23 protein-coding genes are annotated in these 22,140 nt (G+C 69.1%); 11 read left to right on the forward strand and 12 right to left on the reverse strand.

Annotated elements, in window-relative coordinates; genetic code table 11:
• The first annotated feature begins 106 nt into the window (after positions 1-106).
• A complete protein-coding gene (locus D3230_RS14865) occupies positions 107-325 on the forward strand; it encodes a hypothetical protein (RefSeq protein ID WP_202345834.1) in 219 nt (72 codons plus the stop codon).
• 59 nt (positions 326-384) lie between these two features.
• Here the strand turns inward: D3230_RS14865 and D3230_RS14870 are convergent, their stop codons facing one another.
• Both D3230_RS14870 and D3230_RS14875 read right to left on the reverse strand, forming a co-directional pair.
• Positions 385-708 (reverse strand): DMT family transporter, encoded by a 324-nt coding sequence (locus D3230_RS14870; RefSeq protein ID WP_202345835.1) that lies wholly within the window; start codon positions 706-708, stop codon positions 385-387.
• Positions 705-1,058 (reverse strand): SMR family transporter, encoded by a 354-nt coding sequence (locus D3230_RS14875; RefSeq protein WP_202345836.1) that lies wholly within the window; start codon positions 1,056-1,058, stop codon positions 705-707. Before D3230_RS14875 ends, D3230_RS14870 begins: the two co-directional genes overlap by 4 nt.
• Before the next feature lie 402 nt (positions 1,059-1,460).
• Between D3230_RS14875 and D3230_RS14880 the strand changes: the two genes are divergently transcribed.
• Positions 1,461-1,844, forward strand: a complete 384-nt coding sequence (locus D3230_RS14880; RefSeq protein WP_237467627.1) for an Hsp20/alpha crystallin family protein — start codon at positions 1,461-1,463, stop codon at positions 1,842-1,844.
• 110 nt (positions 1,845-1,954) lie between these two features.
• Here D3230_RS14880 and D3230_RS14885 read toward each other — a convergent pair whose 3' ends face one another.
• From D3230_RS14885 to D3230_RS14900, 4 genes are all read right to left on the reverse strand, one after another.
• Positions 1,955-2,131, reverse strand: coding sequence for a hypothetical protein (locus D3230_RS14885; protein WP_202345838.1), 177 nt, complete (start codon positions 2,129-2,131; stop codon positions 1,955-1,957).
• Between the two features lie 62 nt (positions 2,132-2,193).
• Positions 2,194-2,733 carry a TspO/MBR family protein gene (locus tag D3230_RS14890; protein WP_202345839.1) on the reverse strand — a complete coding sequence of 180 codons (540 nt, stop codon included), beginning with the start codon at positions 2,731-2,733 and terminating at the stop codon, positions 2,194-2,196.
• 451 nt (positions 2,734-3,184) lie between these two features.
• Positions 3,185-3,877, reverse strand: coding sequence for an endonuclease NucS (gene nucS / locus D3230_RS14895; protein ID WP_202345840.1), 693 nt, complete (start codon positions 3,875-3,877; stop codon positions 3,185-3,187).
• A gap of 98 nt (positions 3,878-3,975) precedes the next feature.
• Complete coding sequence (locus tag D3230_RS14900; protein ID WP_202345841.1) at positions 3,976-5,301, reverse strand: MFS transporter; 1,326 nt, start codon at positions 5,299-5,301, stop codon at positions 3,976-3,978.
• A 161-nt stretch (positions 5,302-5,462) separates the two neighbouring features.
• Here D3230_RS14900 and D3230_RS14905 point away from each other — a divergent pair, with 161 nt between their 5' ends.
• From D3230_RS14905 to D3230_RS14915, 3 genes are all read left to right on the forward strand, one after another.
• Complete coding sequence (locus tag D3230_RS14905) at positions 5,463-6,728, forward strand: PucR family transcriptional regulator (protein WP_202345842.1); 1,266 nt, start codon at positions 5,463-5,465, stop codon at positions 6,726-6,728.
• Positions 6,729-6,866: 138 nt separating this feature from the next.
• Positions 6,867-8,219: an MFS transporter gene (locus D3230_RS14910; protein WP_202345843.1), complete on the forward strand. Its 1,353-nt coding sequence runs from the start codon at positions 6,867-6,869 to the stop codon at positions 8,217-8,219.
• Positions 8,220-8,224: 5 nt separating this feature from the next.
• Positions 8,225-9,331, forward strand: a complete 1,107-nt coding sequence (locus D3230_RS14915; protein WP_337249200.1) for an alcohol dehydrogenase catalytic domain-containing protein — start codon at positions 8,225-8,227, stop codon at positions 9,329-9,331.
• A 27-nt stretch (positions 9,332-9,358) separates the two neighbouring features.
• On the opposite strand, the gene D3230_RS14920 is transcribed toward D3230_RS14915, so the two are convergent.
• Entirely contained in the window at positions 9,359-10,786 is a 1,428-nt protein-coding gene (locus D3230_RS14920; protein ID WP_202345845.1) for an MATE family efflux transporter, read from the reverse strand.
• Between the two features lie 128 nt (positions 10,787-10,914).
• Between D3230_RS14920 and D3230_RS14925 the strand changes: the two genes are divergently transcribed.
• Positions 10,915-12,891, forward strand: a complete 1,977-nt coding sequence (locus D3230_RS14925) for a M13 family metallopeptidase (RefSeq protein WP_202345846.1) — start codon at positions 10,915-10,917, stop codon at positions 12,889-12,891.
• Between the two features lie 21 nt (positions 12,892-12,912).
• Here the strand turns inward: D3230_RS14925 and D3230_RS14930 are convergent, their stop codons facing one another.
• Both D3230_RS14930 and D3230_RS14935 read right to left on the reverse strand, forming a co-directional pair.
• Positions 12,913-13,995 carry a hypothetical protein gene (locus tag D3230_RS14930; RefSeq protein WP_202345847.1) on the reverse strand — a complete coding sequence of 361 codons (1,083 nt, stop codon included), beginning with the start codon at positions 13,993-13,995 and terminating at the stop codon, positions 12,913-12,915.
• 9 nt (positions 13,996-14,004) lie between these two features.
• Positions 14,005-14,649 carry an NAD(P)H-dependent oxidoreductase gene (locus D3230_RS14935; protein ID WP_202345848.1) on the reverse strand — a complete coding sequence of 215 codons (645 nt, stop codon included), beginning with the start codon at positions 14,647-14,649 and terminating at the stop codon, positions 14,005-14,007.
• A 65-nt stretch (positions 14,650-14,714) separates the two neighbouring features.
• Between D3230_RS14935 and D3230_RS14940 the strand changes: the two genes are divergently transcribed.
• Positions 14,715-15,317 carry a TetR/AcrR family transcriptional regulator gene (locus D3230_RS14940; RefSeq protein WP_202345849.1) on the forward strand — a complete coding sequence of 201 codons (603 nt, stop codon included), beginning with the start codon at positions 14,715-14,717 and terminating at the stop codon, positions 15,315-15,317.
• Between the two features lie 179 nt (positions 15,318-15,496).
• Here D3230_RS14940 and D3230_RS14945 read toward each other — a convergent pair whose 3' ends face one another.
• Positions 15,497-16,438 (reverse strand): rhodanese-like domain-containing protein, encoded by a 942-nt coding sequence (locus tag D3230_RS14945; RefSeq protein WP_202345850.1) that lies wholly within the window; start codon positions 16,436-16,438, stop codon positions 15,497-15,499.
• 155 nt (positions 16,439-16,593) lie between these two features.
• On the opposite strand from D3230_RS14945, the gene D3230_RS14950 reads away from it, so the two are divergent.
• Entirely contained in the window at positions 16,594-17,427 is an 834-nt protein-coding gene (locus tag D3230_RS14950; protein ID WP_202345851.1) for a MerR family transcriptional regulator, read from the forward strand.
• Here D3230_RS14950 and D3230_RS14955 read toward each other — a convergent pair.
• Positions 17,424-18,203 carry a FadR/GntR family transcriptional regulator gene (locus D3230_RS14955; RefSeq protein WP_202345852.1) on the reverse strand — a complete coding sequence of 260 codons (780 nt, stop codon included), beginning with the start codon at positions 18,201-18,203 and terminating at the stop codon, positions 17,424-17,426. The two genes, D3230_RS14950 and D3230_RS14955, sit on opposite strands and share 4 nt — an antisense overlap.
• Before the next feature lie 174 nt (positions 18,204-18,377).
• On the opposite strand from D3230_RS14955, the gene D3230_RS14960 reads away from it, so the two are divergent.
• Positions 18,378-18,947: a YbhB/YbcL family Raf kinase inhibitor-like protein gene (locus tag D3230_RS14960; protein WP_202345853.1), complete on the forward strand. Its 570-nt coding sequence runs from the start codon at positions 18,378-18,380 to the stop codon at positions 18,945-18,947.
• 40 nt (positions 18,948-18,987) lie between these two features.
• On the opposite strand, the gene D3230_RS14965 is transcribed toward D3230_RS14960, so the two are convergent.
• Positions 18,988-19,485: an Lrp/AsnC family transcriptional regulator gene (locus D3230_RS14965; protein ID WP_202345854.1), complete on the reverse strand. Its 498-nt coding sequence runs from the start codon at positions 19,483-19,485 to the stop codon at positions 18,988-18,990.
• Positions 19,486-19,662: 177 nt separating this feature from the next.
• Between D3230_RS14965 and hisC the strand changes: the two genes are divergently transcribed.
• Positions 19,663-20,760, forward strand: a complete 1,098-nt coding sequence (hisC, locus tag D3230_RS14970) for a histidinol-phosphate transaminase (RefSeq protein ID WP_202345855.1) — start codon at positions 19,663-19,665, stop codon at positions 20,758-20,760.
• A gap of 268 nt (positions 20,761-21,028) precedes the next feature.
• Positions 21,029-22,048 (forward strand): ABC transporter substrate-binding protein, encoded by a 1,020-nt coding sequence (locus D3230_RS14975; RefSeq protein WP_202345856.1) that lies wholly within the window; start codon positions 21,029-21,031, stop codon positions 22,046-22,048.
• Positions 22,049-22,140: the final 92 nt, after the last annotated feature.

A 22,140-nucleotide genomic window follows, 5' to 3' on the forward strand; every position in this document is an offset into this window, starting at 1 on the left:
CGCGTGAACGCCCGAAGAAAAACGGGTGCGCGCCCGCAGGATCCCGCGGGAGCAGGCGCGTGGCGGAGGAGAAGTTCGCCGGGTCACAGTGAGGGGGAAACCGGGAATGCCGATCCGTGAATCGAACGAGTTTGGTGCGCAGCACTCACGCTTTGACGCGTCCGCCGCCGAGGAGACGCTGCACGAACTCGAGGCGCAGTACGCGGCGGGCGAGATCGAGGCGCACGCCTACTTCGAGAAGAAGCAGTCACTCGTGCGGTTGTTTCTGAAGGCCACGACGAATCCTCGCCGGAAGCGTCGCGAGGAGAACTACGGCGGGGACTAGCGCAGAGGTCGTGGCGCGGCACCGCCCGCGCAGTGCCGCCCGCGCCAGTGCCGCCCGCGTTAGTGCGCTGACCCGAGTTCCACGAGCAGCACGCCGACGATGATGCACGCGATGCCGATGAGCATGCGGCGCGTCAGCGGTTCCTTCCACACGGCCCGCGCGAACACGGCGACGAGCACGATCCCGATCGCGGTCCAGAGCCCGTAGGCCACACCGACCGGCATGCCCGCGCTGAGCGCGAGGCCCAGGCACGTGAAGGCGGCGAGGTACCCGAGCGCGATGGGGGTGATCCAGCGTCGCTTCCGCAGGCCATCGCTGGCGCGCAGGCTCAGCGTCGCGGCGACCTCGCTGAGGATCGAGAGGATCAGCCACAGCCAGCTCATGCCCGCGCCTCCGCCTGGTCTGCGCTGCGCCCCGGGTGGGCCCCGGACTCCACGAGCACCACACCGAGGATGATCACCGCGATGCCGGCCATCGAGAGCGGGCTCAGTTGCTCCCCGAAGATCCCGGTTGCGAGGAGCGCGACGAGCGCCACTCCGGCCGCGCCCCAGATCCCGTAGGCGACCCCGATCGGCATCCCGGTGCGGAGTGTGAGCCCGAGCAGGGTGAACGCCGTGAGGTACGCGATCACCACGCCGATGGTCCACAGCGGCTCGTCCACGGCCGCCCGCAGCGCAAGCGTGCCCGCGACCTCAGCGAGGATCGCCGCCGACAGCATGATCCACTTCGTCACTTGCCCTCCCCTGAACCAGTCTGGCCGAGCGGCCCCGCCGGGGTCAACGGGGGCCGTGCCGCCGCGGATCAGGAGCGGGCGTTCCGGCGTACGAGAACTGGCGGTCGGTGACGGTGCGTGACTGCGGCACCCCACGAGCAGGTACCGGGGCTCGCGCGCTCGCGCTCTCGCGCGCTCGCGCTCTCGCGCTCTCGCGCTCTCGCGCTCTGGCGTTCTGGGATTCATGACCGGCGAGGTCGGCCGTGAGGCTGACTCGAGCACGGAATTTGGCACTCTCCATACGAGAGTGCTAATTTATCTGTCACCTGAGGAGCTCGACCTCAGGGAGCAATGGGAAGGAGACTGATTTCAATGACACTGACATTTGCCCCTTTCACTGACCTCGAGCGTGGAACTGGAGGCATGCGACAGGCACGCAGCGGCCCCCGTCCCATGCCCGTCGACCTCAGCCGAGATCAGGACCGCTACGTCCTCACGGCCGACCTCCCCGGTATCGACCCCGGAAGTCTGGACATCGATCTTGACGGCCAGCTCCTGACGATCCGCGCGTACCGTTCGGCCGGCACCGCCGAGGGCATGAAGTGGATTGCGCAGGAACGCAGCGAAGGCGGATACCTGCGCCAGTTCAGCATCGGTGAGGGGATTGACACCGAAGCGATCAGCGCAAGCTACACGAATGGCGTCCTGAGCGTTGTTCTGCCGCTGAGCGCGCAGGCAAAGCCACGGAAGATCGAGGTGGGTATGGCCCACGATGACATCCCCACCGGGAAGTCCATCACCGCATAACGGCGCCTGGGTGAGGCCACCCTCCCTCGCAGAGGTGAAACATGGGTTCGGCCCCTCGCTCCTCCAGCTGGAGGAGCGAGGGGCCGAACCCATGCAGAGCTTCGCAGAGCCTACAAATTATAGGGAGCCGTGTTCTTGTCGCCTTTCTCAGGGTGCCGAATCAACGCCGGGTCCGACTGCCCCTTGCGGGGGTCAGCGGAATTGTCCATTGTGTCGGTGGCACCATCCATGACCGGCTCGTCGATGAGGTCCTCGGAGGGAGTATCGGGATCCTTCTTCTCGTTCATCTTTCCTCCTTCGCTGTGGCGAGTTGTTGTACACACGCTAGAGCTGAATCCCGAGAGTATTCTCAGATCAGCGGGCCAATCGGCTCATTGAGGCTGATGATGGCCGCGTTCAGCGTCGCAGCGAAGAGAAGCCACAGCACATATGGGACCAAGAGCCACGCGGCCGCCTGCGACCACCGCGCACCGGCCACGATCAGGCCGAGGACACACGCGATCAGCAGGACCATGATCACCATCGCACCCCACCAGGCAGCCTCGCCCACTCGCGGGTAGCCGGCGAAGAATACGGGCGTCCACAGCGCATTCAGCCCCAGCTGTACACCGTAGAGAATCAGGGCCGGCCGTGCGGCATTGCGTCCATCCCGCGTCCAGCCGCTGCGCCAGATCAGCCACCCAGCCACCGCGATGCACACGTACAGGACCGACCACGCCGGACCAAACACCCAGTTCGGGGGACTCCACGGAGCCTTGCGCACCGAGGCGTACCACCCCTCGGTATTCGGGATCGTGGCAAGTGATCCGAGGTACGCAATGCCTGCGACAACAATCAGCAACAGAAGACCAACGCTGATCTGGCGAGCCACGGTGGGCCGGTGGTGCATAGTCCCTCCTCCGTCGGGTTCCCACCAACCTAACAACACGCGTCTCCAGGGGTAAGGCCTGAAGAGGCGCGAAAAACGCCTGCGGCTCCACAGGCTGCACCACGGCCCATTCGGCCACGATCACTTGCGGCACTGGGGAGAGCGCTGTGGGGCTTGCGTACCAGCCGGACCACGCGCCAGATACGATCCCGCCACCCAGGCCGCGGCCCCCAGCAGCAAGACCCACAGTCCCACCGGTCGCGTAGCCGACAGTTCCGCCCGAAGCGCGCTCCTCTAGCTTCAGCAGCACCCCGGCGAAGGATCTTGGCTTCCCTACTGGCGGGCACCCCTGGCCGGGCGCTGACGAGCCGTCGAGCGCCGCGGGTGCCGCCGAGCCTGGGACGCCTCCCGAAACTGCTGCGGACTCCGTTCGGACTCCTGCTGCGGACTCCCCATGATCTTGCGGGAGCGATCAGAACAGGGTGTTCTGATCCTCCATGCCGCGCATCGCGTCGTAATCGAGCACGAGACAGCGGATCCCGCGATCCTCCGCGAGCGTGCGGGCCTGCGGCTTGATCTCCTGCGCTGCGAAGACGCCCTGCACGGGGGCGAGCTTCGGATCGCGGTTCATGAGTTCCAGGTAGCGGGTGAGCTGCTCGACCCCGTCGATGCCGCCGCGGCGCTTGATCTCGATCGCGACCGATCCGCCGCTCGCGTCCTTGGCGAGGATGTCGACCGGGCCGATGGCGGTCATGTACTCGCGCCGCACGAGCGTGTGGCCCTCACCCGCGAGCTCGATCTGCTCAGCGAGGAGCTCCTGCAGGTGCGCCTCCACGCCGTCCTTGATGAGGCCGGGATCGACGCCAAGGTCGTGTGAGCTGTCGTGGAAAAACTCGAAGATCGACACGATCAGCTTGTCCGCGGTCTTCTTGTGCGTCACCTGCCAGGCCTCGACGATGCCCGCGGCCTCCTGCTCCGCGTCGAGTTCGACCGGGGCGAGGGAGCACGGCGGGCTCATCCAGTTCAGCGGCTTGTACGAGCCGCCGTCGGAGTGAACGAGGATGCTGCCGTCGTTCTTGAGCATCAGCACACGCTTGGCCCGGGGCAGGTGGGCCGAGAGCCGGCCGGCATAGTCGACAGAGCAGTCAGCAACAACGATTCGCACCCGCCGTAGTTTACCCGGACTTGGCGCTGGGTGGCTGGGCGCCTGATCCGGCGGCGCGGCCCGGCGAGCCGGAACCGGTGCCGGATCCCCGCAATGAGCTACGCGGCGGGTTTCGGCTCTCGGGCCGTCGCGGCGAAGATGAAGGCGATGACCGCGAACACGACGAGCGGCCAGAACGCCTGCAGTAGGCCGAAGTGCTCGCCGAGGAAGCCGATCAGCATGGGGCCGAGCAGGTACGCCGTGTACGCGATGGCGGAGACCGCGGCGACGTCCCGGGTGGCGGTCGCCGGGTTGTCCGCCGCGGCCGAGATGCCGACCGGGAAGCCGAACGCGCAGCCGATGCCCCAGAGCACGGCGGCCGCCACGCTTGCCCACGAGGCCGGCACCAGGATCATCGTGACGACGCCGAGCACCACGAGCAGGGCGCCGCCGCGGAGCACGATGACGCGGCCGAGGCGCGTGAGGAGCCAGGATCCTGCGATCCGGGTCAGGGTCATGGACACGAAGAACGCGCCGAGGGTGAGGGTGGCGGCGGTGTTCGTGAAGCCGCGGCCGTCCGCGAGGGCCAGGGGCAGCCAGTCGCTGGCGGTGCCCTCCGCGAGGCTCATGCTCATCGCGATCAGGCCGATGATGAGGATCCGCGGATCCCGCCACGGCGAGTAGCCGCGCTGCGGCGGGCGCGGTGCGGGAGGCGTGGCCGCCGCGGACCCCGGAGACGCCGCGGCTCCGCCCGGAACCGGCGGTTCGGGCATCGCGGACTCGGGATGCACCACGATCTGGATCGGGCCGGTGTGCACGCTCGAGTGCAGCAGTGGCTCGGGTTCGCTCTCCTGGGCGGTGTTCGGCACCATGCGCAGCGCCAGCAGGACGCCCACGACCAGGCACGCGAACAGGACGCCGAGGTGGAGCGGCACGGAGATGCCGAGCGCCTCCGCGAGCGCCCCAAGCCCCATCGAGCTGACGCTTCCGAGGCTGTAGGCCGCGTGGAAGAGGGGCATGCGGGGCGTGCCCAGGGCGCGCTCCGCCGCGGCACCGCTCACGTTCATCGCCACGTCCGAGGTCGCGAAGGTAATCCCGAACAGGACCAGACAGACCACCGCGGGCACGACCGCGCCGGACCAGAACAGCAGCGCCGCCGCGGGCATCGCGATCGCCTGGCCGATGATCCCCACGGCGAGCGTGCGCTGAGGCCCGAGCCACGTGACGGTGCGGCCGGAGAAGATCAGTCCGGTGAGGGAACCGAGGGCGAGCATGAGGCCAAACACGCTCATCTCCAGGGTGCTCGCCCCCAGGTGATCCCGCACCGCCGGAAGACGGCTCAGCCAACTGCCGAATCCGGTGCCGAGCAGCGCGAAAACGATGATGATGCCGGCGGTCCAGCGGCGGGCGGCGCGCAGGCGCAGCGCGGCGTCAGGAGTGGTCATCAGATGAGTCTAGGGCTACCGCGAGCGCGGCCAGTGCGGCGGCAGCCGGGTTTGCCAGGCGTTCACCCGTCGCCACCGCGCACCAGGGGCGCGGAGCGTCGCTAGGCTGTCGCCAGCGTCGCGAACCGTACCGTGCGCTCTGCATTTCTGAGAGGACGGCCATGGCTCCGCAGGACATCGATGAGGGCTCCGCCCCAGACACCCACCTGCCTGATGTGCACGGGGACGCCGTGCTGCGTCGGGTGGAGGATCGGATCGAAGAGCTCGGCACACAGCTGGTGGCGCGGTACCGTGCCGAACTTGTCGAGTATCGCGGCCTGGGCCAGAACACCGTCGAGAACGATATGTTGCCGCTCGCGATCCGCAACATCAGAAATCTCCTGGAGTCGTGCCGGACCGGCGTGCCGTTTGGGCCGGAGGAGATTGCGAACTTCCGCGCATCGGCCGCCCGCCGGTCCTATCAGTTCGTCTCGATGGAGAGCGTGTTGCACGCGTATCGAATTTGGGGTCAGACGGTGTGGGGCGCGATTCAGGACGAGGCTCGTGCGGGGAGCGCTGCGGAACGCACCGCGGCCCTGGGGATCGCGCAGCGCGTGATGGAACACGTGGACCGGGTCTCAGTGATCGTGGCTCAGGCGTTCCTCGAGGAGGCCTCGGGGGTGCGCCGCGATCACGACGTCCTGCGCGGGGATTACCTGGACGCCCTGCTGCTCGGGAAAGCCGCGACCGAGCCCGCGGGCCGGTTCCTCACGGGCATGGAGGTCGAACTCCAAGGCGCGTACGTGGTGGTGCTGTTTCACCGAGTGCCCGGCGCGGACGAAACGCGGCTGCGTGAAGCGCTCGCGACGGCCACGTATCACCTGCGGGACTCGGGGGCGGGCCAGCTCTCCGGGGTGCGGGATGACGAATTGATTGTGATCTGCCCGGTCGAGAACCCGGCCGAGTACGAGGCGCTGAAAGCGCGAGCGCGGGTGGTCGCGGGGCAGCTCGGCGTGTTCGTTGGAGGGCTCGGGCGCAGTTACTCGGGGGTCGCGGGGATCTCGCGAAGCTATCGCGAAGCGCACGAGGCCGCGGTCGCGGGACTCTCCTCGGGACTGGCCGGCCACTGTCTGGCGTACTCCGATGTGCTGCTCGACAATCTCGTGCGCGAGTCGCGGCACGCCGAGGAGCTCTTACAGGAGATCGTGATCCCACTGCGCAACTACGATGCGAAGCGTGGCACGGACCTCGTGAAGACCCTGGAGAGTTACTACGATCACCGCTTCAACCTGTCCAAAGCCGCCGCGGATCTGTCCGTGAGCCCGAACACGGTCACGTACCGGCTCGAGCGCATCCGCGACGTCACCGGGCATGATCCTTCGTATCCTGACGGGCTGCTCCTGTTGAGCCTGGCGCTGAAGCGTCATCGGATCCGCCGGATCCAGTAGCGCAGCATTGCGAATTTTGCAGTGTTTGTGCCGAAAGACTGCGATGTCATCAATTCAGCGACCCCACGGAGCGACCGTATCGTGTGGGATGCGTCCACTGACGTCTGACCCATCCGGGAAATCAAAGGAGATAGGCCCATGGCTTCCGCAGGCACGAGTGTTTCGGCGAGGAGAGTCGCGTTTGCGAGCCTCGTGGGGACCAGCATCGAATGGTACGACTACTTCTTGTTCGGCACCGCGGCCGTATTGGTGTTCAACACCCAGTTCTTCACGAGCCTGAGTCCCACCGCCGGGATGCTGGCATCGCTCGCGACGTTCGGCGTGGCGTTTGTGGCTCGCCCCTTCGGCGGGGTCATCTTCGGGCACTTCGGAGATCGCCTCGGCCGGAAATCGATGCTCGTGCTCTCGCTGCTCATGATGGGCGGCGGCACCGTGGTCATCGGACTGCTCCCGAACTACGCCCAGATCGGCGTGTGGGCACCGATCCTGCTGGTCGCCGCGCGCATTCTGCAGGGGTTCGCGGTCGGAGGTGAATGGAGCGGGGCGGTCCTCATGGCGGCCGAGCACGCGCCAGCGCACAAACGCGCGTACTATGCGAGCTGGCCGCAGTGCGGGGTGCCGATTGGGATGGCGCTGTCCACGGGAGCGTTCTTCCTGGTGCAGCTGATGCCGGCCGCCGAGGTGCAGGCCTGGGGGTGGCGGATCCCGTTTCTCGCAAGCGGCGTTCTCGTGATTGTCGGGTTGTGGGTCCGCCTCGCCATTACGGAGTCGCCCGAGTTCGCGAAGATCAAGGACGCGGGAGCGCAGTCGAAGCTGCCGATCGCGGAGGTGTTCGCAACGGCGAAGAAGCCGATGCTCCTCGGTATTCTGGTGCTGTTCGCGCCGAACATCCCGTTCTATATCGCCACGGTGTTCCTCCTGACCTATATCCCCGAGCACGTCGGAATCAGCTCAAGCGTGGTGCTGCTGCAGCTCACCGTCGTCTCGATTCTCGAGGCCTTCACGATTCCACGCGCCGCGCAACTTGCCGACCGGATCGGGCGGTCGAAGACGCTCATGCTCGGTGCCGCAATGTTCATCGTCCTCGCCTTCCCGATGTTCCTCCTGATCAACACCGGTTCCGAGGTCTGGCTCTTCCTGTCGCTGGTGCTGATGCTGCCCGTCTCGCACGCGCTGTCGTACGCCGCCGCCGCGAGCTACGTGTCGGACATCTTCCCCGCGCGTGTGCGGTACACGGGCACCGCAATGTCGTACCAGTTGGGGAGCATCGCCTCCTCCGCGCCGGCACCGCTGATCGCCGGGGCGCTGCTCGCGGCTACGGGGTCGTGGCAGGGCGTGGCCCTCTACCTTGCGGCCGCGGCGGCGGTCACGCTGCTGAGCCTCCTGCTCTCTCGGGGTGATGCCGCGCTGGTTCACCAGGAGGATGCGGTGGGCGCGGAGGACACCGTGGGGATCGGACAGCCGGAACCCGTGCGGGCGGGGGTCGCCTGATGCGCATGACCGGAGCAGTGCTCGAGGAGTGTGGGCGGTCCGGCCCCTACGCGCACACGGTGCCGCTGACCGTTGCGGAGCTCGACCTGGCACCCCCGCAGGCCGGGGAGCTGCTCGTGCGGATGGAGGCCGCCGGGGTCTGCCATTCCGATCTCTCCGTGGTGAATGGTGATCGCATTCGCCAGGTTCCCATGCTCTTGGGCCACGAAGCCTGCGGAATCGTCGAGGCGGTTGGCGCGGGGGTGGAGCTGTCGCCGGGTCAACGCGTGGTCATGGTCTTCCAGCCGCGCTGCGGCACCTGCGAGGCGTGCCAGGCCGGGGGTCGCCGGCTCTGCGAGCGCGGCAACGCCGCGAACGCGGGCGGCACGCTTCTGGGCGGCGGCACTCGGCTGTCCCGGGACAACGAGCCGGTGAGTCATCACTCGGGGGTGTCGGGATTTGCGACCCACGCGGTGGTGCATCGGAGCTCGGTGATCCCAGTTCCCGATGATGTGCCCGCCCACGTTGGGGCGCTCCTCGGGTGCGCGGTGCTCACCGGTGGCGGCGCGATCAAGAACGCCGCGCAGCTGCGACCAGGAGAGCGTGTCGTGGTGTTCGGGGCGGGGGGCGTCGGGATGGCGGCTGCGCTGGTCGCGGCGGCACTCGGCGCCGCACGGGTGACGGTGGTGGACCCCGTCGTCAGCAAACACGAGCGTGCGCGAGCGATCATCGCGGACGAAGCGATGACCCCGGCAGAAGCCGCGGAGCGTGGCCTCCAGGCGGACGTCGTGGTCGAGGCGACCGGGAACGCGCGTGCGTTCGCGCAGGGGGTCGAGACGGTTGCGAGCGGCGGCAGGCTCGTCGCGGTGGGCTTGGGAAACCCCGCGGACACTGCGCTGGTGAATCCGCTCGCTGTCGTGGCGCAGTCGAAGACCATCATCGGGTCCTACCTCGGTTCGGGCGATCCGGCCCAGGATGTGCCCGAATACGTCGAGCTCTGGCGTCAGGGCCGGCTCCCGATCGAGAAGCTCGTGAGCGCTACGATCACCCTTGACCAGGTGAACCGGGCAATGGATGATCTCGCGTCGGGGGCCGCGCTGCGACAGATCATCGCCTTCGATCCACGGGCCTGATCTCGGGGTGCGGCTCGGGGCACCTGTTCACACCCCGAGTCGCACCCAGCGCTCGCTCCGGGCACGGAGCCCCAGGGTGACCGCGCGGGCCAGCATGAACACGATCGTGAACCCCGCCGTCAGCGCGACGAGCGCCGGTGCCCCGCTGGGGGCGAGCCGGGTGAGGAGCCAGAGGATCGGCAGATAGACGGCGAGGTTCACCATGCTGGTCCACGCGAGGTAGCGCGCGTCTCCGGCTCCCATAAGTACGCCGTCGAGCACGAAGACGAGCCCGCCGAGCGGCAGCGAGATGCCGAGCACGAGGAGCGCTGGCGGCAGGATCTCGAGCACCGCGGCCTCACCGGTGAACACGCGGCCGAGCACGGGACTGGTGGCGGCGAGCAGGCCGCCGATCACGGCCCCGCAGGCGATGCCCCAGAACACGCTGCGCCGCGTGATGAGGCGGGCTCGGCGGGCGTCGCTCGCGCCGAGGGCGTCGCCGATCAGGGCCTGCGCGGCGATGGCGAGCGCGTCGAGCGCGAACGCCGCGGTCGAGAAGATCGTGAACACGACCTGATACCCCGCGGTGGCGGCGGTGCCGTGGCTGGTCGCGGCGAAGACGGTGGAGAGCAGCGCGGCGCGCAGCCCGAGCGTGCGGATGAACAGCCACCCGCCGCTGCGGCCGGCGTGCCCGAGCCCGTCGCGGTGCGGGAGGAAGCCCGCGCCCGCCCGCCGCGCGTGGCGCGCGATGACGATCAGGTACACGGCGACCATGCCCCACTGGGCGATGATGGTGCCCCAGGCGCTGCCCGCGATCCCGAAGCCGAGCCCGAGGATGAACCACACGTTGAGGATCGCGTTGATCGCGAAGCCGATGGTGGCGACCGCGAGCGGCGTGCGCGTGTCCTGGAGTCCGCGCAGCAGCCCGCTCGCAGCAAAGACCACGAGCATGGCCGGGATTCCGAGGCAGGAGACCGTGAGGTAGATCCGGGCCTGCTCCGCCGTGTCCGGCGCGACGCCAAACGCGGCGATCAGCGGGCCGCTGAGCAGCCAGATCGCGATCCCGACCACGATCCCGATCCCGAGCGCGAGCCACAACCCGTCCACGCCCGCCTGCACGGCCCCGCGCAGATCTCCCGCGCCGCGACGCCGCGCCACGAGCGGGGTCGTCGAATACGCGAGGAACACCATGAGCCCCACGGCGGTCTGCAGGATCGCGCCCGCAACGGCGAGCCCGGCGAGCGGGGCCATCCCCAGGTGCCCCACGAGCGCCGAGTCCACGAGAAGAAACAGCGGCTCCGCGACGAGGGCGCCGAGCGCGGGGATCGCCAAGTGTGCGATCCCGCGGTCGATCCTGCGGCGCTCCGCGCGAGCCGTCTCGGGGGCTCCTGCCTCGTCCGCGCGTCCGGGGACGGCCGCTGCGGGGCGGCCCGGCTCGGGGCTGGGAACCGGGGAGGGGGCGGGGTGCTCGGACATGAGCACTACCGTAGCGGCTGCCTCCGACACGGGCCTTTCGGCGAGCGGCGGCCGGAAGCCAGCAGGGTATTCGGCGTGAATGCGCGCGCACCCCGGGCAACGTCAGTCGTCCCGGCTAGTCTGGACGCATGAGCAACGTAGCGCCTGCCTCCGGCATCGACCTCAGCGAACTTGATCCTGCCGTCCGCCCCCAGGACGACCTCTACCGGCACGTCAATGGCAAGTGGATTGAACGCACGGAGATCCCGAGCGACAAGGCGCGCTACGGCTCCTTCGCCGTGCTCGCGGAGAACGCCGAGGAGGCGGTCCGGGACATTATTACCGGCACCGAGGCTCCCGCACCCGGTGCCCCAGCGACTGCCGAGGCGGATAAGGTGGCCGCGCTGTACGCGAGCTTTATGGACGTGGAGCGCGTTGACGCGCTGGGCGCCCAGCCCATCGCTGACGAGATCGCGCGCACGCTCGCGCTCGGCAGCACCGAGGAGCTGATCGCGCACGTCGGCCGGTTGGAGCGGCGCGGCCTCGGCGGGTTCTTCGGCATGTTCGTCGACAACGACCCGGGGGATCCCGCGCGCTACATCGTCTTCGTGATGCAGGGCGGCCTCGGCCTGCCCGACGAGTCCTACTATCGCGAGGAGCAGTTCGCGGAGATCCGTGAGCAGTACCAGGCGCACATCGCGCGCATGCTGGGCCTTGCCGGGGTCGCCGACGCGGACCGGCTGGCCGGGTTGAGCTACGACCTGGAGCGCCGGATCGCCGCCTCCCACTGGGACAAGGTTGCGAGCCGCGACATTCAGAAGCTCTACAACCTCCGCACCTTCGCGGAGCTCGGGGAGATCACCCCGAAGCTCGATTGGTCCGCCTACCTTGCGGCGATGGGAGCGCCGACCGCCGCGTTCGCCGAGGTCGTCGCCGCACAGCCCGAGGCGCTCACTGGACTGTCGGAGCTGTTGGTGGAGGCAGAGCTGGAGGCCTGGAAGGCGTGGACGATCTGGGGGATCGTGCGGGGATCGGCAGCGCTGCTGTCGCAGGAGATCTCCCGCGCGAACTTCGAGTTCTACGGCACCGCGCTCACGGGGGCGACGGAGCAGCGCGACCGCTGGCGGCGCGGCGTCTCCTTCGTCGAGGGCGCGATGGGCGAGGCCGTGGGCCGGATCTACGTGGAACGCCACTTTGACGAGGACGCGAAGGCCGCCATGGATGGCCTGGTCGAGCACCTGATCGAGGCCTACCGCGAGTCGATCCAGCAGCTCGAGTGGATGGGGGCCGACACCCGTACCCGCGCGCTCGACAAGCTCGACCGCTTCACCCCGAAGATCGGGTACCCCGTGAAGTGGCGGGACTACTCCGCGCTCACGGTCGATGCGGGGGACCTGTTCGGCAACGCGCGCAGCGTCTCCGAGGTCGAGTTCCTGCGCGAGCTCGGCAAGGTCGGCAAGCCGATCGATCGCGACGAGTGGTTCATGACCCCGCAGACGGTCAACGCGTACTACAACCCGGGCTTCAACGAGATCGTGTTCCCCGCGGCGATCCTGCAGCCCCCGTTCTTCGACAAGAATGTCGACGCGGCGGCGAATTTCGGCGCGATCGGGGCCGTTATCGGCCACGAGATCGGCCACGGCTTCGACGATCAGGGCTCCCGCTACGACGGCGAGGGGCGCCTCACCGACTGGTGGACCGAGTCGGATCGCGCCGCGTTCGAGCAGCTGACGAGCGCGCTCATTGGCCAGTACAACGAGCTCTCGCCTGAGGGCGCCGACGGTCAGACGGTGAACGGTGAGCTGACGATCGGCGAGAACATCGGGGACCTGTCCGGGCTTGAGATCGCGTGGAAGGCGTACCTGCGTTCGCTCGCCGGGGCCGAATCGCCCGTCATCGATGGGCTGACGGGCGCGGAGCGGTTCTTCCTCTCCTGGGCGCAGGCCTGGCAGCAGAAGTCGCGCCCCGAGGAGACCGTGCGACTGCTCACGATCGACCCGCACTCGCCCAATGAGTTCCGGTGCAACCAGATCCTGCGCAACCTCGCCCCGTTCCACGAGGCCTACGGTACGCAGCCCGGCGACGCGCTGTGGCTCGATCCGGCGGAGCGCGTCAGCATCTGGTAGCCCCGGCCGCCGGGTCCGGACCTATGACGTCTCGGACCCGGTGCGCAGCGCCTCAGTTTCAGTGCGATCCGCGAGATCTGAGAAATCCGTGTGCTCGGCGTGATCCCTGTGTTCGGCGCGATCCGTGTGCTCGGCGAGATCCGTGTGCCCGGCGCGCCGCTCCGCGCGCAGTGCTTTCTGCTCCGCGCGCTCCGCTTTTCGGGCACTCCGCTCGCCCTTCCGTGCCACGGACCGCTCGCGCAGCGTAGGCTGCGCGGCCGTTTCGGCGCGGAGCATCGCGAGTTCGTCCGGCAGCGCGTGCGGGGCAGGGCCGAAGGCGGTGCGGGATCGCGCGACGACCCGCCGCGCCATCACGAAGTTGCCAGAACCGCCGAGCACGGCCCCGATGCCGTAGGGCATGATCTTGCTGATGACCGAGGCACCGCCCGCGCGCGCGGCCTTCCGAATGAACATGTCCTTCAACTGTCCCACCAGCGGGCCGACGAGCTGCCGCGGCATCGAGGACGAGACGAGCTCGCCCCAGAACGAGGATCGGGACGTGCCGCCGGACGCCTGCTGTGTGATCTGACGGAGGAGCCCGAGCCCCTCGTCGCCGAGGAGCAGCGTCAGGACGAGGATCCGAGCGCGGTCCGGATCGCGCAGCGCGATGCCGTGGAGCTCGGCGAGCGAGTGCGCGTAGAGTGCGGTCGCTTCAAGGAACCCCACGGTCTCCGCGCTGGCAATGCCGAGCGCGGCCACAGTGCCGATCCCGGGCACCGCTGCTGCGGCCCCGACCCCGCTGCCGCCCGCGGTGACGGCGGCGAGGTAGCGGCGCTCGAGCGAACGGGCGAGCATCGCGGGAGACATTTCGGGGTTGCGCGCGCCCACCCGGCGCAGGTGCGCGAGCACGAGCGGGCGCTGGATCGCGAGGACCCGATCGACGGCCCGGTCGAGCATGGTGAGTCGCGCGGTGTCCTCCGGGGCCTGGGTATTCCACTCGACGACGTGGGTGTCCGGTGCGGGAAAGACCACGCCCGCGGGCGCGCCAGTGACGGGCACCGGGGACTCGGGTGGGAGCCACCGGGTCACGGTTTCGGGCGCACGCCGCTCGGGTTCTTCGTTCACATCTGCAGATTAAACGACCTTGCTGAGTGCAGGAACTGATGATCGCTGAGAGCGTGCGTGCGCGGGGTCCGGCGTGTGGCGCGCGGCGTCTCGGCGACCGTCGGCCATTCCCAGGTGCGCGGCGCGCTCGATCCAGCGCTCGATGCGGCGATCGCTCGCCGTGCCCACGCCGAGGAAGCGATGGACCCGAAACGGGCGCACTCCCACGAAGCGGAGCGTGTGACGCGCCACCTGGCCGGCCGCCGCGTTGCCCGTGAACGGCAGGGCGAACGCCGGGGTATCGGCGAGCATGAGGAAGCGGCCGGAACGCCCGCGCAGGAGCCCGATCGGGAGGCCGAGCTTCGACATCCGGTACTCGTCGCCGGGGAGCAGGGCCCGATCGAAGAAGCCCTTGAGGAGCGCGGGGACCCCGCCCCACCACATCGGGGCGACCACGACAATGCGGCGTGCCTCGTGGAGTGCGGCGCGCGCGTCCGCGAGGTCCGGTTCGACGGGGATGCGCTTGCGATAGCCGAATCGCATGTGCAGGTCGAACTCCAGGTCACGGAGCGTGAGGACGCGCGCATCGCCGTGGGCCGCGGCGTAGCGACGCGCGAGCTCGGCGGAGAGCGAGTCGGGATTGGGGTGGCCGTCGATCACGAGCGCAGCGGGCACAGGAAATCCTATCTTGACAGTGTCAACCAGTGTGGACAGTGTCAAGATAGGGGACAATGTTGCTCATGTCAACTTCCCGGGAGTCCTACCACCACGGCCGCCTGGCCGATGCGCTGGAGGAGGCCGCGCTGCACCTGCTGGAGCAGATGCCCGCCGCCGAGATCAGCCTGCGCGAGGTGGCGCGGGCCGCGAACGTGAGTCACAACGCTCCGTACCACCACTTCCGGGACCGGCTCGGGCTGCTGAAGGCCCTGGCCGAGCGCAGCATGGACGACCTCACGGCCGCGGTCGAGGCGGCGATCGACGGTGCCGGGGTGGAGGCCGATGCCCGCCTCCGCGCGGGCGGGGCCGCCTACATCCGATTCGCGGTCGCCCACCCGCACGCCTTCAACGTGGTCTACGACCCGCTCGTCTGCGTGCCCACCCAGCCCAGTGTGGCGATGGCCCCCCGGATTGAGCGCCTGGAGCGCGTCCTCGCCGAGACCGTTGCCGCCACGGGCCTCGTCGCCGAGGCCGAGATCCGCGCGCTCTGGGGGCTGGTGCACGGCCTCGGGACGCTCTGCGCCGCGGGGCACTTCACCGAGGCGGAGGCCCTCGCGGCGAGCGATGCCGCGATCACTCGCCTGCTCGCCGGCCTCACGCGGGAGGAAAACGCCATCGATGGGTGAGTTTTGGGTGCTTCAGGCCGCGTGAAGCACCCAAAACTCACCCATCGATGCGCGCGCCGGGCGTGGGAGTGGGTGCGCGCGCCGTGGGTGGGGCGCGGGTGTGGGAGAGGGTGTACGCGCCGGGCGCGCGGGAGTGGGCGCACGCGTCGCGTGCGGGCCCCGGGCGCCCGGCGCGGAGGTTACGCCGCGACGGTCGCGTGCGCAGGGCAGTGCGCGCCCGCGTGGGTCGCGCAGGCGACAAAGCGTGCGCGGCAGGCCTGATCGGCGCAGTTGGCGAGGTGGGTCGTGTGCTCGCCGCAGACCGTGCAGGTGCCCAGCTGCGCGGCGCCGGGGGCGAACTCCATGGCCTCCCGCCCGTCAAAGACCGCGAGGGAGCCCTCCCAGAGCCCGTCGTTGCCGAAGGCTTCGCCGTAGCGGACGATCCCGCCGTCGATCTGGTAAACCTCGCCGAAGCCACGCTCGATCATTGCGGCGGAGAGGATCTCGCAGCGGATCCCGCCCGTGCAGTACGTGACGACCGGGCGACCCTTCAGCTCGTCGAACGCCCCGCTCTCGATCTGCGTGATGAAGTCGTGCGTGGTGCGGGTGTCGGGCACCACGGCACCCTTGAAGCGGCCGATCTCCGCCTCCCAGGCGTTGCGCCCGTCGAAGAACACGACGTCGTCGCCCCGCTCGGCGACCAGCTCGTTCACCGCGGCGGGGGAGAGGTGGGTGCCGCCGCCGACGACCCCGTCTGCGTCCACCCGGGTTTCGTCGGGGATGCCGAAGGCGACGAGCTCGTCGCGCACCTTGACGCTGAGTTTGGGGAAGTCGGCGGAACGCTTCCAGGGCGCGCTGCGGTCGACGCCGTGCAGCATCGTCGGCTCGGTCTCGGCGAAGCCGGAGCCCTCGCTCCACTTCACCTCGAGGCCGGCGAACGGGGCGTACTCGCGGGTGCGCCGCGCGTACTGCTTGCACGCGTCGAGCTCGCCGCCGACCGTGCCGTTGATGCCGTGCCGCGAGATGATGATGCGTCCCCGCAGCCCGAGCGACTCGCAGAGCTGCTGCTGCCACAGGCGCACCGCCTCGGGGTCAGTAACCGGGGCGAACACGTAGTAGAGCAGGATCTTGGCGTCAGACACGCCTCCCATGGTACGCGGGGTGGCTGGACGCGTGGCGCGTCGCGGGCGGTGGACCGGGCGCTTGACATTTACGTAACGTCAACTCTTACGGTGAGGGTGTGCACGAAATCGTGGACACTGCCACACGGCAGAGCATCGGAGGGGTCGGACGGATCATGGAGCGATCGATTCAGGAGGTGGCGCGCGCCGCGGGCACCACCTCGCGTACGCTGCGCCACTACGACCGCGTCGGGATCCTGCCGCCGAGCCGGATCGGGAGCAACGGCTACCGCTACTACGACGAGCGGGCGCTGGTGCGCCTGCAGCGCGTGCTCCTGCTCCGCGACCTGGGACTCGGGCTCGACGCCATCGCTGAGGTCCTCGCGTCCCAGGACGCGCAGGCGGGATCCGCCGAGGCGCCCGAGCACGCGGAAGCGCGGATCCTGGCCACGCACCTCGAACTCCTGCAGCGCGAGCGCGGCCGGATCACGGAGCAGATCGGTGCCGTCGAGCGCACGATCGCGGCGCTGCGCCAGCCCAGCACCGATGCACCGAGAACACACACCGAAAGGGACCTGATGTCCGAAAACATGTTCGCCGGATTCGATCACTCCGAGTATCGCGAAGAGGTGGCCGAACGCTGGGGCCGCGACGCGGCCGAGCGCAGCAGCGCCTGGTGGGACGGGCTCGACGAGTCCGAGCGCGCCTCGTGGATGGGCCGGGTGGCCGAGCTGAACCGAGACTGGACGGCCGCCGCCGCACGGGGCATCGATCCCGCGTCCCCGGAGGCGCAGCAGCTTGCGGCGCGGCACGTGGCCTGGCTGCGCTCGGTGCCGGGCACGCCCGCGAACGAGCCCGCGGGCGATCTCGCCGGCTACGTCACCGGCCTCGCGGAAATGTACGTGCTCGACGAGCGCTTCGCCGCCAACTATGGCGGGCAGCCCGGGGCCACCCTCGTGCGTGACGCGCTGCTCAGCTACGTCGCGACCGAGCTCGGGGGGAGCCGCTAGACCTGGGCCTTCTCCTGCGCCTCGCGGGCGCTGTCAATGCGCTGCTGCTGCTCCGGCGTGCGCGAGAGCGGCGGCACGACCTCGTGCTGATCGTTCACGATCACCACGTCGTGGTCCACGTGATCCACCATCGCGTGGACCGCGTCGATGAAGTCGCGGCGGCGGATCGCGTCGAGGACGCGGGCGTGGTCGCGCTCCATCTCGGCACCCGTGGCGACGTTCGCCAGGCGGCCCCGGTGCTCCGGGGTGCGCAGGCGGTCGTTGATCCCGGCGTAGAGCGAGGCGAGCAACCGGTTCTTCGCCGCGTCGAACACGAGGCGGTGGAACTTGCTGTCGAAGGCGGAGTCGCCGCCTTCGGCGAAGCCGAGCACGGGGCACCGCGTGCACCCGATCTCCTCGGTGGCCGCGAGCTCGAGCGCGGCCATGTCCTCCTCGGTGCGGTGGATCGCGGCCTGCTGCGCGGCCTCGATCTCGAGGGCGCGGCGGTAGCTCAAGATCTCTTCGAGCGTGAAATCGGTGAGGAACTCATTGAGCAGCGTGCTCGTGGGCGCGGCCGAGCGCACGAAGGTGCCTCGCCCCGGCAGCGTCTCGATCATGCCGATGCTCGCGAGCGAGCGCACCGCCTCGCGTACCGTCGAGCGGCCGACGCCGGTCTGCTCCGCGAGCTCGGGCTCGATCGGGATCCTGCTCCCCACCGGCCACTCGCCGGTCGTGATCTTGCGGCGCAGATATGCGAGGGTCGCTCGGGCTCGTTCTGAACCTGTCGTCACAGCCATGTTCACCCCGGATCTCGTGTGGCGCAGGCGCGCCACTCATCGCCTCCAGTATAGCGACCGATGTCCTGGCAAGCCGGGGCGTGACCTCGTATGCTGAGGCGCAGACGGGCCGGTCAAACGGCCTCACCGCGCCGATGTGATCCGTACCGGCGCCTGATCAGGGAGGAGCGGGTGATGACGCAGGCATCGCAGGGACGCGGGGCGATCAACCCCTACGCGCAGATGCGCCAGGTTCCGGGGTTCACCCTCACGAGCGCGGACATTCAAGACGGCGAGCCGCTCCCGGCTGAGCTCTATGGTGCGGCGGCCGGCGGAGCGAACCGCTCGCCGCAGCTCAGCTGGTCCGGGTTTCCGGCGGAGACGCGGAGCTTCGCGGTGACCTGCTTCGACCCGGACGCGCCCACGGGGTCCGGGTTCTGGCACTGGGCCGTTGCACACATCCCCGCGTCGGTGACGCAGCTCGCGGCGGGCGCCGGTGCGCTGGCCGGGACGCCGGGCAGCGAGCTGCTCCCGGAGGGCGCGCTGACGCTCCCGAACGAGCGCCGTGAACCCGCGTTCCGCGGGGCGTCCCCGCCCGCGGGGACCGGCGTGCACCACTACTGGTTCGTGGTGCACGCGCTGAACGTGCCCCGGATCGAGATTGACCCGGAGGCGACCCCCGCGATCCTCGGCTTCATGATGCGGGAGGCGGTGCTCGCGCGGGCGATCATCGTGGCCACCGGGGAGTTTGGTCAGGCCGCCTAGCGCTCAGCGGCTTCGCCCGCTCAGCGGCTTCGCCGCGCGGCTACGGCGCGGGCTTGCGCGGCGTCTCGTCGGCGAGCACCGTGCTCCGCACGAGTGGCAGCGTGCGGTTCTTGAAGTGGCTTTCCAGGGCCAGCCGTGTCGAGGCGCGCGCGACGCCCTCGGTGTGGGAAATCCGGTCAAGCACCCGCTGCAGATCGCGGGTGGAGCGCGACACGATGGTTGCCATCATGTCGTAGTCGCCGGTGATGGTGTGCAGCTCGAGGACCTCGGGGATCTGCGCGAGCCCCTCGGCCACGCGCTGGTGGCCCACCGACTGCTGGATCTGAATCGTGCAAAACGTCCGCAGCGGGTACCCGAGGGCGGCGAGGTCAATGCTGGGTGCCTCCGACGCAATGACCCCGGTGCGCCGCAGCCGGTCGAGCCGGCCCTGGGCGGTCGCCCGGGCGACCCCCAGGCGGCGGGCGCATTCGACGACCGAGATGCCGGCATTCTCGCTAATGAGCGTCAGGAGACGAACGTCTAGCTGGTCGATGCTCATGATCCTCCTCGAACATGCATCATGTACTGCAAACCTTCGGTAATGCTATACGAACTGAGCAGATTGCCCGAAGTCACATATACGGTTTGACGAGACGAGCCCGCCGTCCTTAGAGTGGCGCACGTCAGTCGGCTGCGCGCGAGCCTCGCGCGCAGCCCCACACAACAAGGAGTGCGCATGTCGAAGGCGACGCAAACGTTTCGGCCGGGTCTTGAGCGGATCGCGGCGTATCGCGCCGGCAAGCCGGCCCCGGCGGGGCCCGACGGCCGGAGCGTGAAGCTCTCCTCGAACGAGAACCCGTACCCGCCGCTGCCCTCCGTCGTGGCCCACCTCACGACCGTGCTGCCCGAGGCCATCAGCCGGTACCCGAGCATCGCCGCCGAGGAACTCACCGGAGCGCTGGCGCGCCGCTTCGACGTGTCACCCGAGAACATCGCGCTCGGATCCGGCTCCGTCGAGGTCGCCGGGCAGCTCATCCACGCGATGACCGCCCCCGGCGACGAGGTAATGTTCGCGTGGCGCTCCTTCGAGGCATACCCGATCCTGGTGCGCGTGGCCGGGGCGGTCCCGGTCGAGGTGCCGCTCGACGCGGACGCGCGCCACGACCTGCCGGCGATGGCCGCGGCGATCACGGAGCGCACCAGCCTGATCTTCGTGTGCAACCCGAACAACCCGACCGGGACGGTGGTCACCGAGGCCGAGCTCGACGCCTTTATGGCCCAGGTGCCGAGCCACGTGCTCGTGGTCGTGGACGAGGCATACGTGCACTTCGACCGCAGCGCGGATTCGCCGAGCGGCATCGAGTTCTTCCGGCGGTACCCGAACATCGCGGTGCTGCACACCTTCTCGAAGGCCTACGGGCTCGCGGGGCTTCGGGTCGGCTACGCGATCGCACCCGAGGAGGTCGCCGAAGCGCTGCGCAAGGTCGCGATCCCGTTCGCGGTCACGCGGCTCGCTCAGGCGGCGGCGGTGGCCTCGCTTGCGGCCGAGGACGAACTGCAGCTTCGGATCGACGAGATGGTGGCCGAGCGCACCCGCCTGACCGCGGCGCTCGAGGCACAGGGGCTCACGGTGATCCCGTCGGAGGCGAACTTCGTGTGGCTGCCCCTGGGCGAGGCCACGGCCGATGCCGGTGCCGCGTTTGAGCGCCACGGCATCTCGGTGCGCGCGTTCGCGGGCGAGGGCGTGCGCGTCTCGATCGGCGATCCGGCCGAGAACGACGCCGTCGTGGCCGCGGTGGTGGCCGAGGGCATCGGCGCCTCCGTCGCGGCGTAGCGGCTCGACCCGCGGGGGAAGCCCCGCGGGTCGGCATTTCGCTCGGAGCACTTCGCGCGTATCTCGCGCAGAATCTGCACAAACTGTCTACTGCAACCGCAAAACGAATGCCCTCAATGCCCGTTTTGCCTAACCTTTTCTTGTCAGGTTGGTAGTTGGGCGGAAGCTCACTACGATCGAGCAACGGACCCGGTGCCTTCGTGGCACCGAATCGCAATACCCCGGGAACGAAGACCCGGGGATCATCACACTGGAGTGAGGAACACCCATGGCAGGCACACGCTTCCGTCACCGGACGCTCGTCTTTGCAGGTCTCGCCGCCTCAGCGGCTCTCGTACTGACCGGCTGCACCTCGGGTGCCGGCGGTTCGGACGAGGGCTCGGGCGCGAGCACCGACTCGGTCACGATCGGGATCAGCCAGTTCGTGCAGCACCCCGCGCTCGACGCGGCGGCCGAGGGCTTCAAGCAGGCCTTCGCGGACGCGGGCTACGTCGAGGGCGAGACGGTGACGTTCGACGAGAAGAACGCAAACGCCGAGGTGGCGACCGCCACCACGATCGCGCAGACGTTCGCGACCAACAAGGTGGACCTCGCGCTCGCGATCGCCACCCCGTCGGCGCAGGCGGCGGCACAGAACCTGACGGACGTGCCCGTGCTCTTCACCGCAGTCACCGACGCGGTTGCGGCGGATCTCGTGGCCTCGAATGAGAAGCCGGGCGGCAACGTTACCGGCACGAGCGACCTCAGCCCCGTCGCCGAGCAGATCGACCTGATCGCGGAGATCAACCCCGACGCGAAGAAGATCGGCATGGTCTACGGTTCCGGCGAGGTGAACTCGCAGGTGCAGGTTGAGCTGGCCCGCGAGGCCGCCAAGAAGCACGGCATGGAGGTCGTCGAAGCGACGGTCACGAACGCCTCTGAGCTCATGCAGGCCACGGAATCGCTCGGCGACGTCGACGCGATCTACACGCCGAGCGACAACCTCGTCGCCTCGGGCATCGGCGCCATCGTGGGCGTCGCCGAGGACAAGGGCATCCTGGTCATCGGCTCCGACTCCACCCACGTCGACGGCGGTGCCGCGGCGACCGTGGGCATCGACTACACCAAGCTCGGCGCGCAGACGGGCGAGATGGCGATCCGGATCCTCAAGGACGGCGCCGATCCCGCGACCATGCCGGTCGAGACGTCGAAGGACCTCGAACTCACCGTCAACCTGGGTGCTGCGAAGCGCCTCGGTGTCGAACTGCCGGCCGACCTCGTCGACCGCGCCGCGAACGTGGTGAAGTAACCATGATCGGTGCAATCGAACTGGGCCTTATTTATGGCGTGATGGCGCTCGGTGTGTATCTCACCTTCCGCGTCCTCAATTTCCCTGACCTT

Source organism: Leucobacter chromiireducens subsp. solipictus, from assembly GCF_016758195.1.
In the GTDB taxonomy this organism is placed as follows: Bacteria; Actinomycetota; Actinomycetes; order Actinomycetales; family Microbacteriaceae; genus Leucobacter; species Leucobacter solipictus.

Bases quoted from the DNA above. Each gene is read 5' to 3' on its own strand.
- D3230_RS14865 (WP_202345834.1), top strand. From the start codon at position 107: ATGCCGATCCGTGAATCGAACGAGTTTGGTGCGCAGCACTCACGCTTT.
- D3230_RS14870 (WP_202345835.1), bottom strand. From the start codon at position 708: ATGAGCTGGCTGTGGCTGATCCTCTCGATCCTCAGCGAGGTCGCCGCG.
- D3230_RS14880 (WP_237467627.1), top strand. From the start codon at position 1,461: ATGCGACAGGCACGCAGCGGCCCCCGTCCCATGCCCGTCGACCTCAGC.
- D3230_RS14885 (WP_202345838.1), bottom strand. From the start codon at position 2,131: ATGAACGAGAAGAAGGATCCCGATACTCCCTCCGAGGACCTCATCGAC.
- D3230_RS14890 (WP_202345839.1), bottom strand. From the start codon at position 2,733: ATGCACCACCGGCCCACCGTGGCTCGCCAGATCAGCGTTGGTCTTCTG.
- D3230_RS14900 (WP_202345841.1), bottom strand. From the start codon at position 5,301: ATGACCACTCCTGACGCCGCGCTGCGCCTGCGCGCCGCCCGCCGCTGG.
- D3230_RS14905 (WP_202345842.1), top strand. From the start codon at position 5,463: ATGGCTCCGCAGGACATCGATGAGGGCTCCGCCCCAGACACCCACCTG.
- D3230_RS14910 (WP_202345843.1), top strand. From the start codon at position 6,867: ATGGCTTCCGCAGGCACGAGTGTTTCGGCGAGGAGAGTCGCGTTTGCG.
- D3230_RS14915 (WP_337249200.1), top strand. From the start codon at position 8,225: ATGACCGGAGCAGTGCTCGAGGAGTGTGGGCGGTCCGGCCCCTACGCG.
- D3230_RS14920 (WP_202345845.1), bottom strand. From the start codon at position 10,786: ATGTCCGAGCACCCCGCCCCCTCCCCGGTTCCCAGCCCCGAGCCGGGC.
- D3230_RS14925 (WP_202345846.1), top strand. From the start codon at position 10,915: ATGAGCAACGTAGCGCCTGCCTCCGGCATCGACCTCAGCGAACTTGAT.
- D3230_RS14940 (WP_202345849.1), top strand. From the start codon at position 14,715: ATGTCAACTTCCCGGGAGTCCTACCACCACGGCCGCCTGGCCGATGCG.
- D3230_RS14950 (WP_202345851.1), top strand. From the start codon at position 16,594: ATGGAGCGATCGATTCAGGAGGTGGCGCGCGCCGCGGGCACCACCTCG.
- D3230_RS14955 (WP_202345852.1), bottom strand. From the start codon at position 18,203: ATGGCTGTGACGACAGGTTCAGAACGAGCCCGAGCGACCCTCGCATAT.
- D3230_RS14960 (WP_202345853.1), top strand. From the start codon at position 18,378: ATGACGCAGGCATCGCAGGGACGCGGGGCGATCAACCCCTACGCGCAG.
- D3230_RS14965 (WP_202345854.1), bottom strand. From the start codon at position 19,485: ATGAGCATCGACCAGCTAGACGTTCGTCTCCTGACGCTCATTAGCGAG.
- hisC (WP_202345855.1), top strand. From the start codon at position 19,663: ATGTCGAAGGCGACGCAAACGTTTCGGCCGGGTCTTGAGCGGATCGCG.
- D3230_RS14975 (WP_202345856.1), top strand. From the start codon at position 21,029: ATGGCAGGCACACGCTTCCGTCACCGGACGCTCGTCTTTGCAGGTCTC.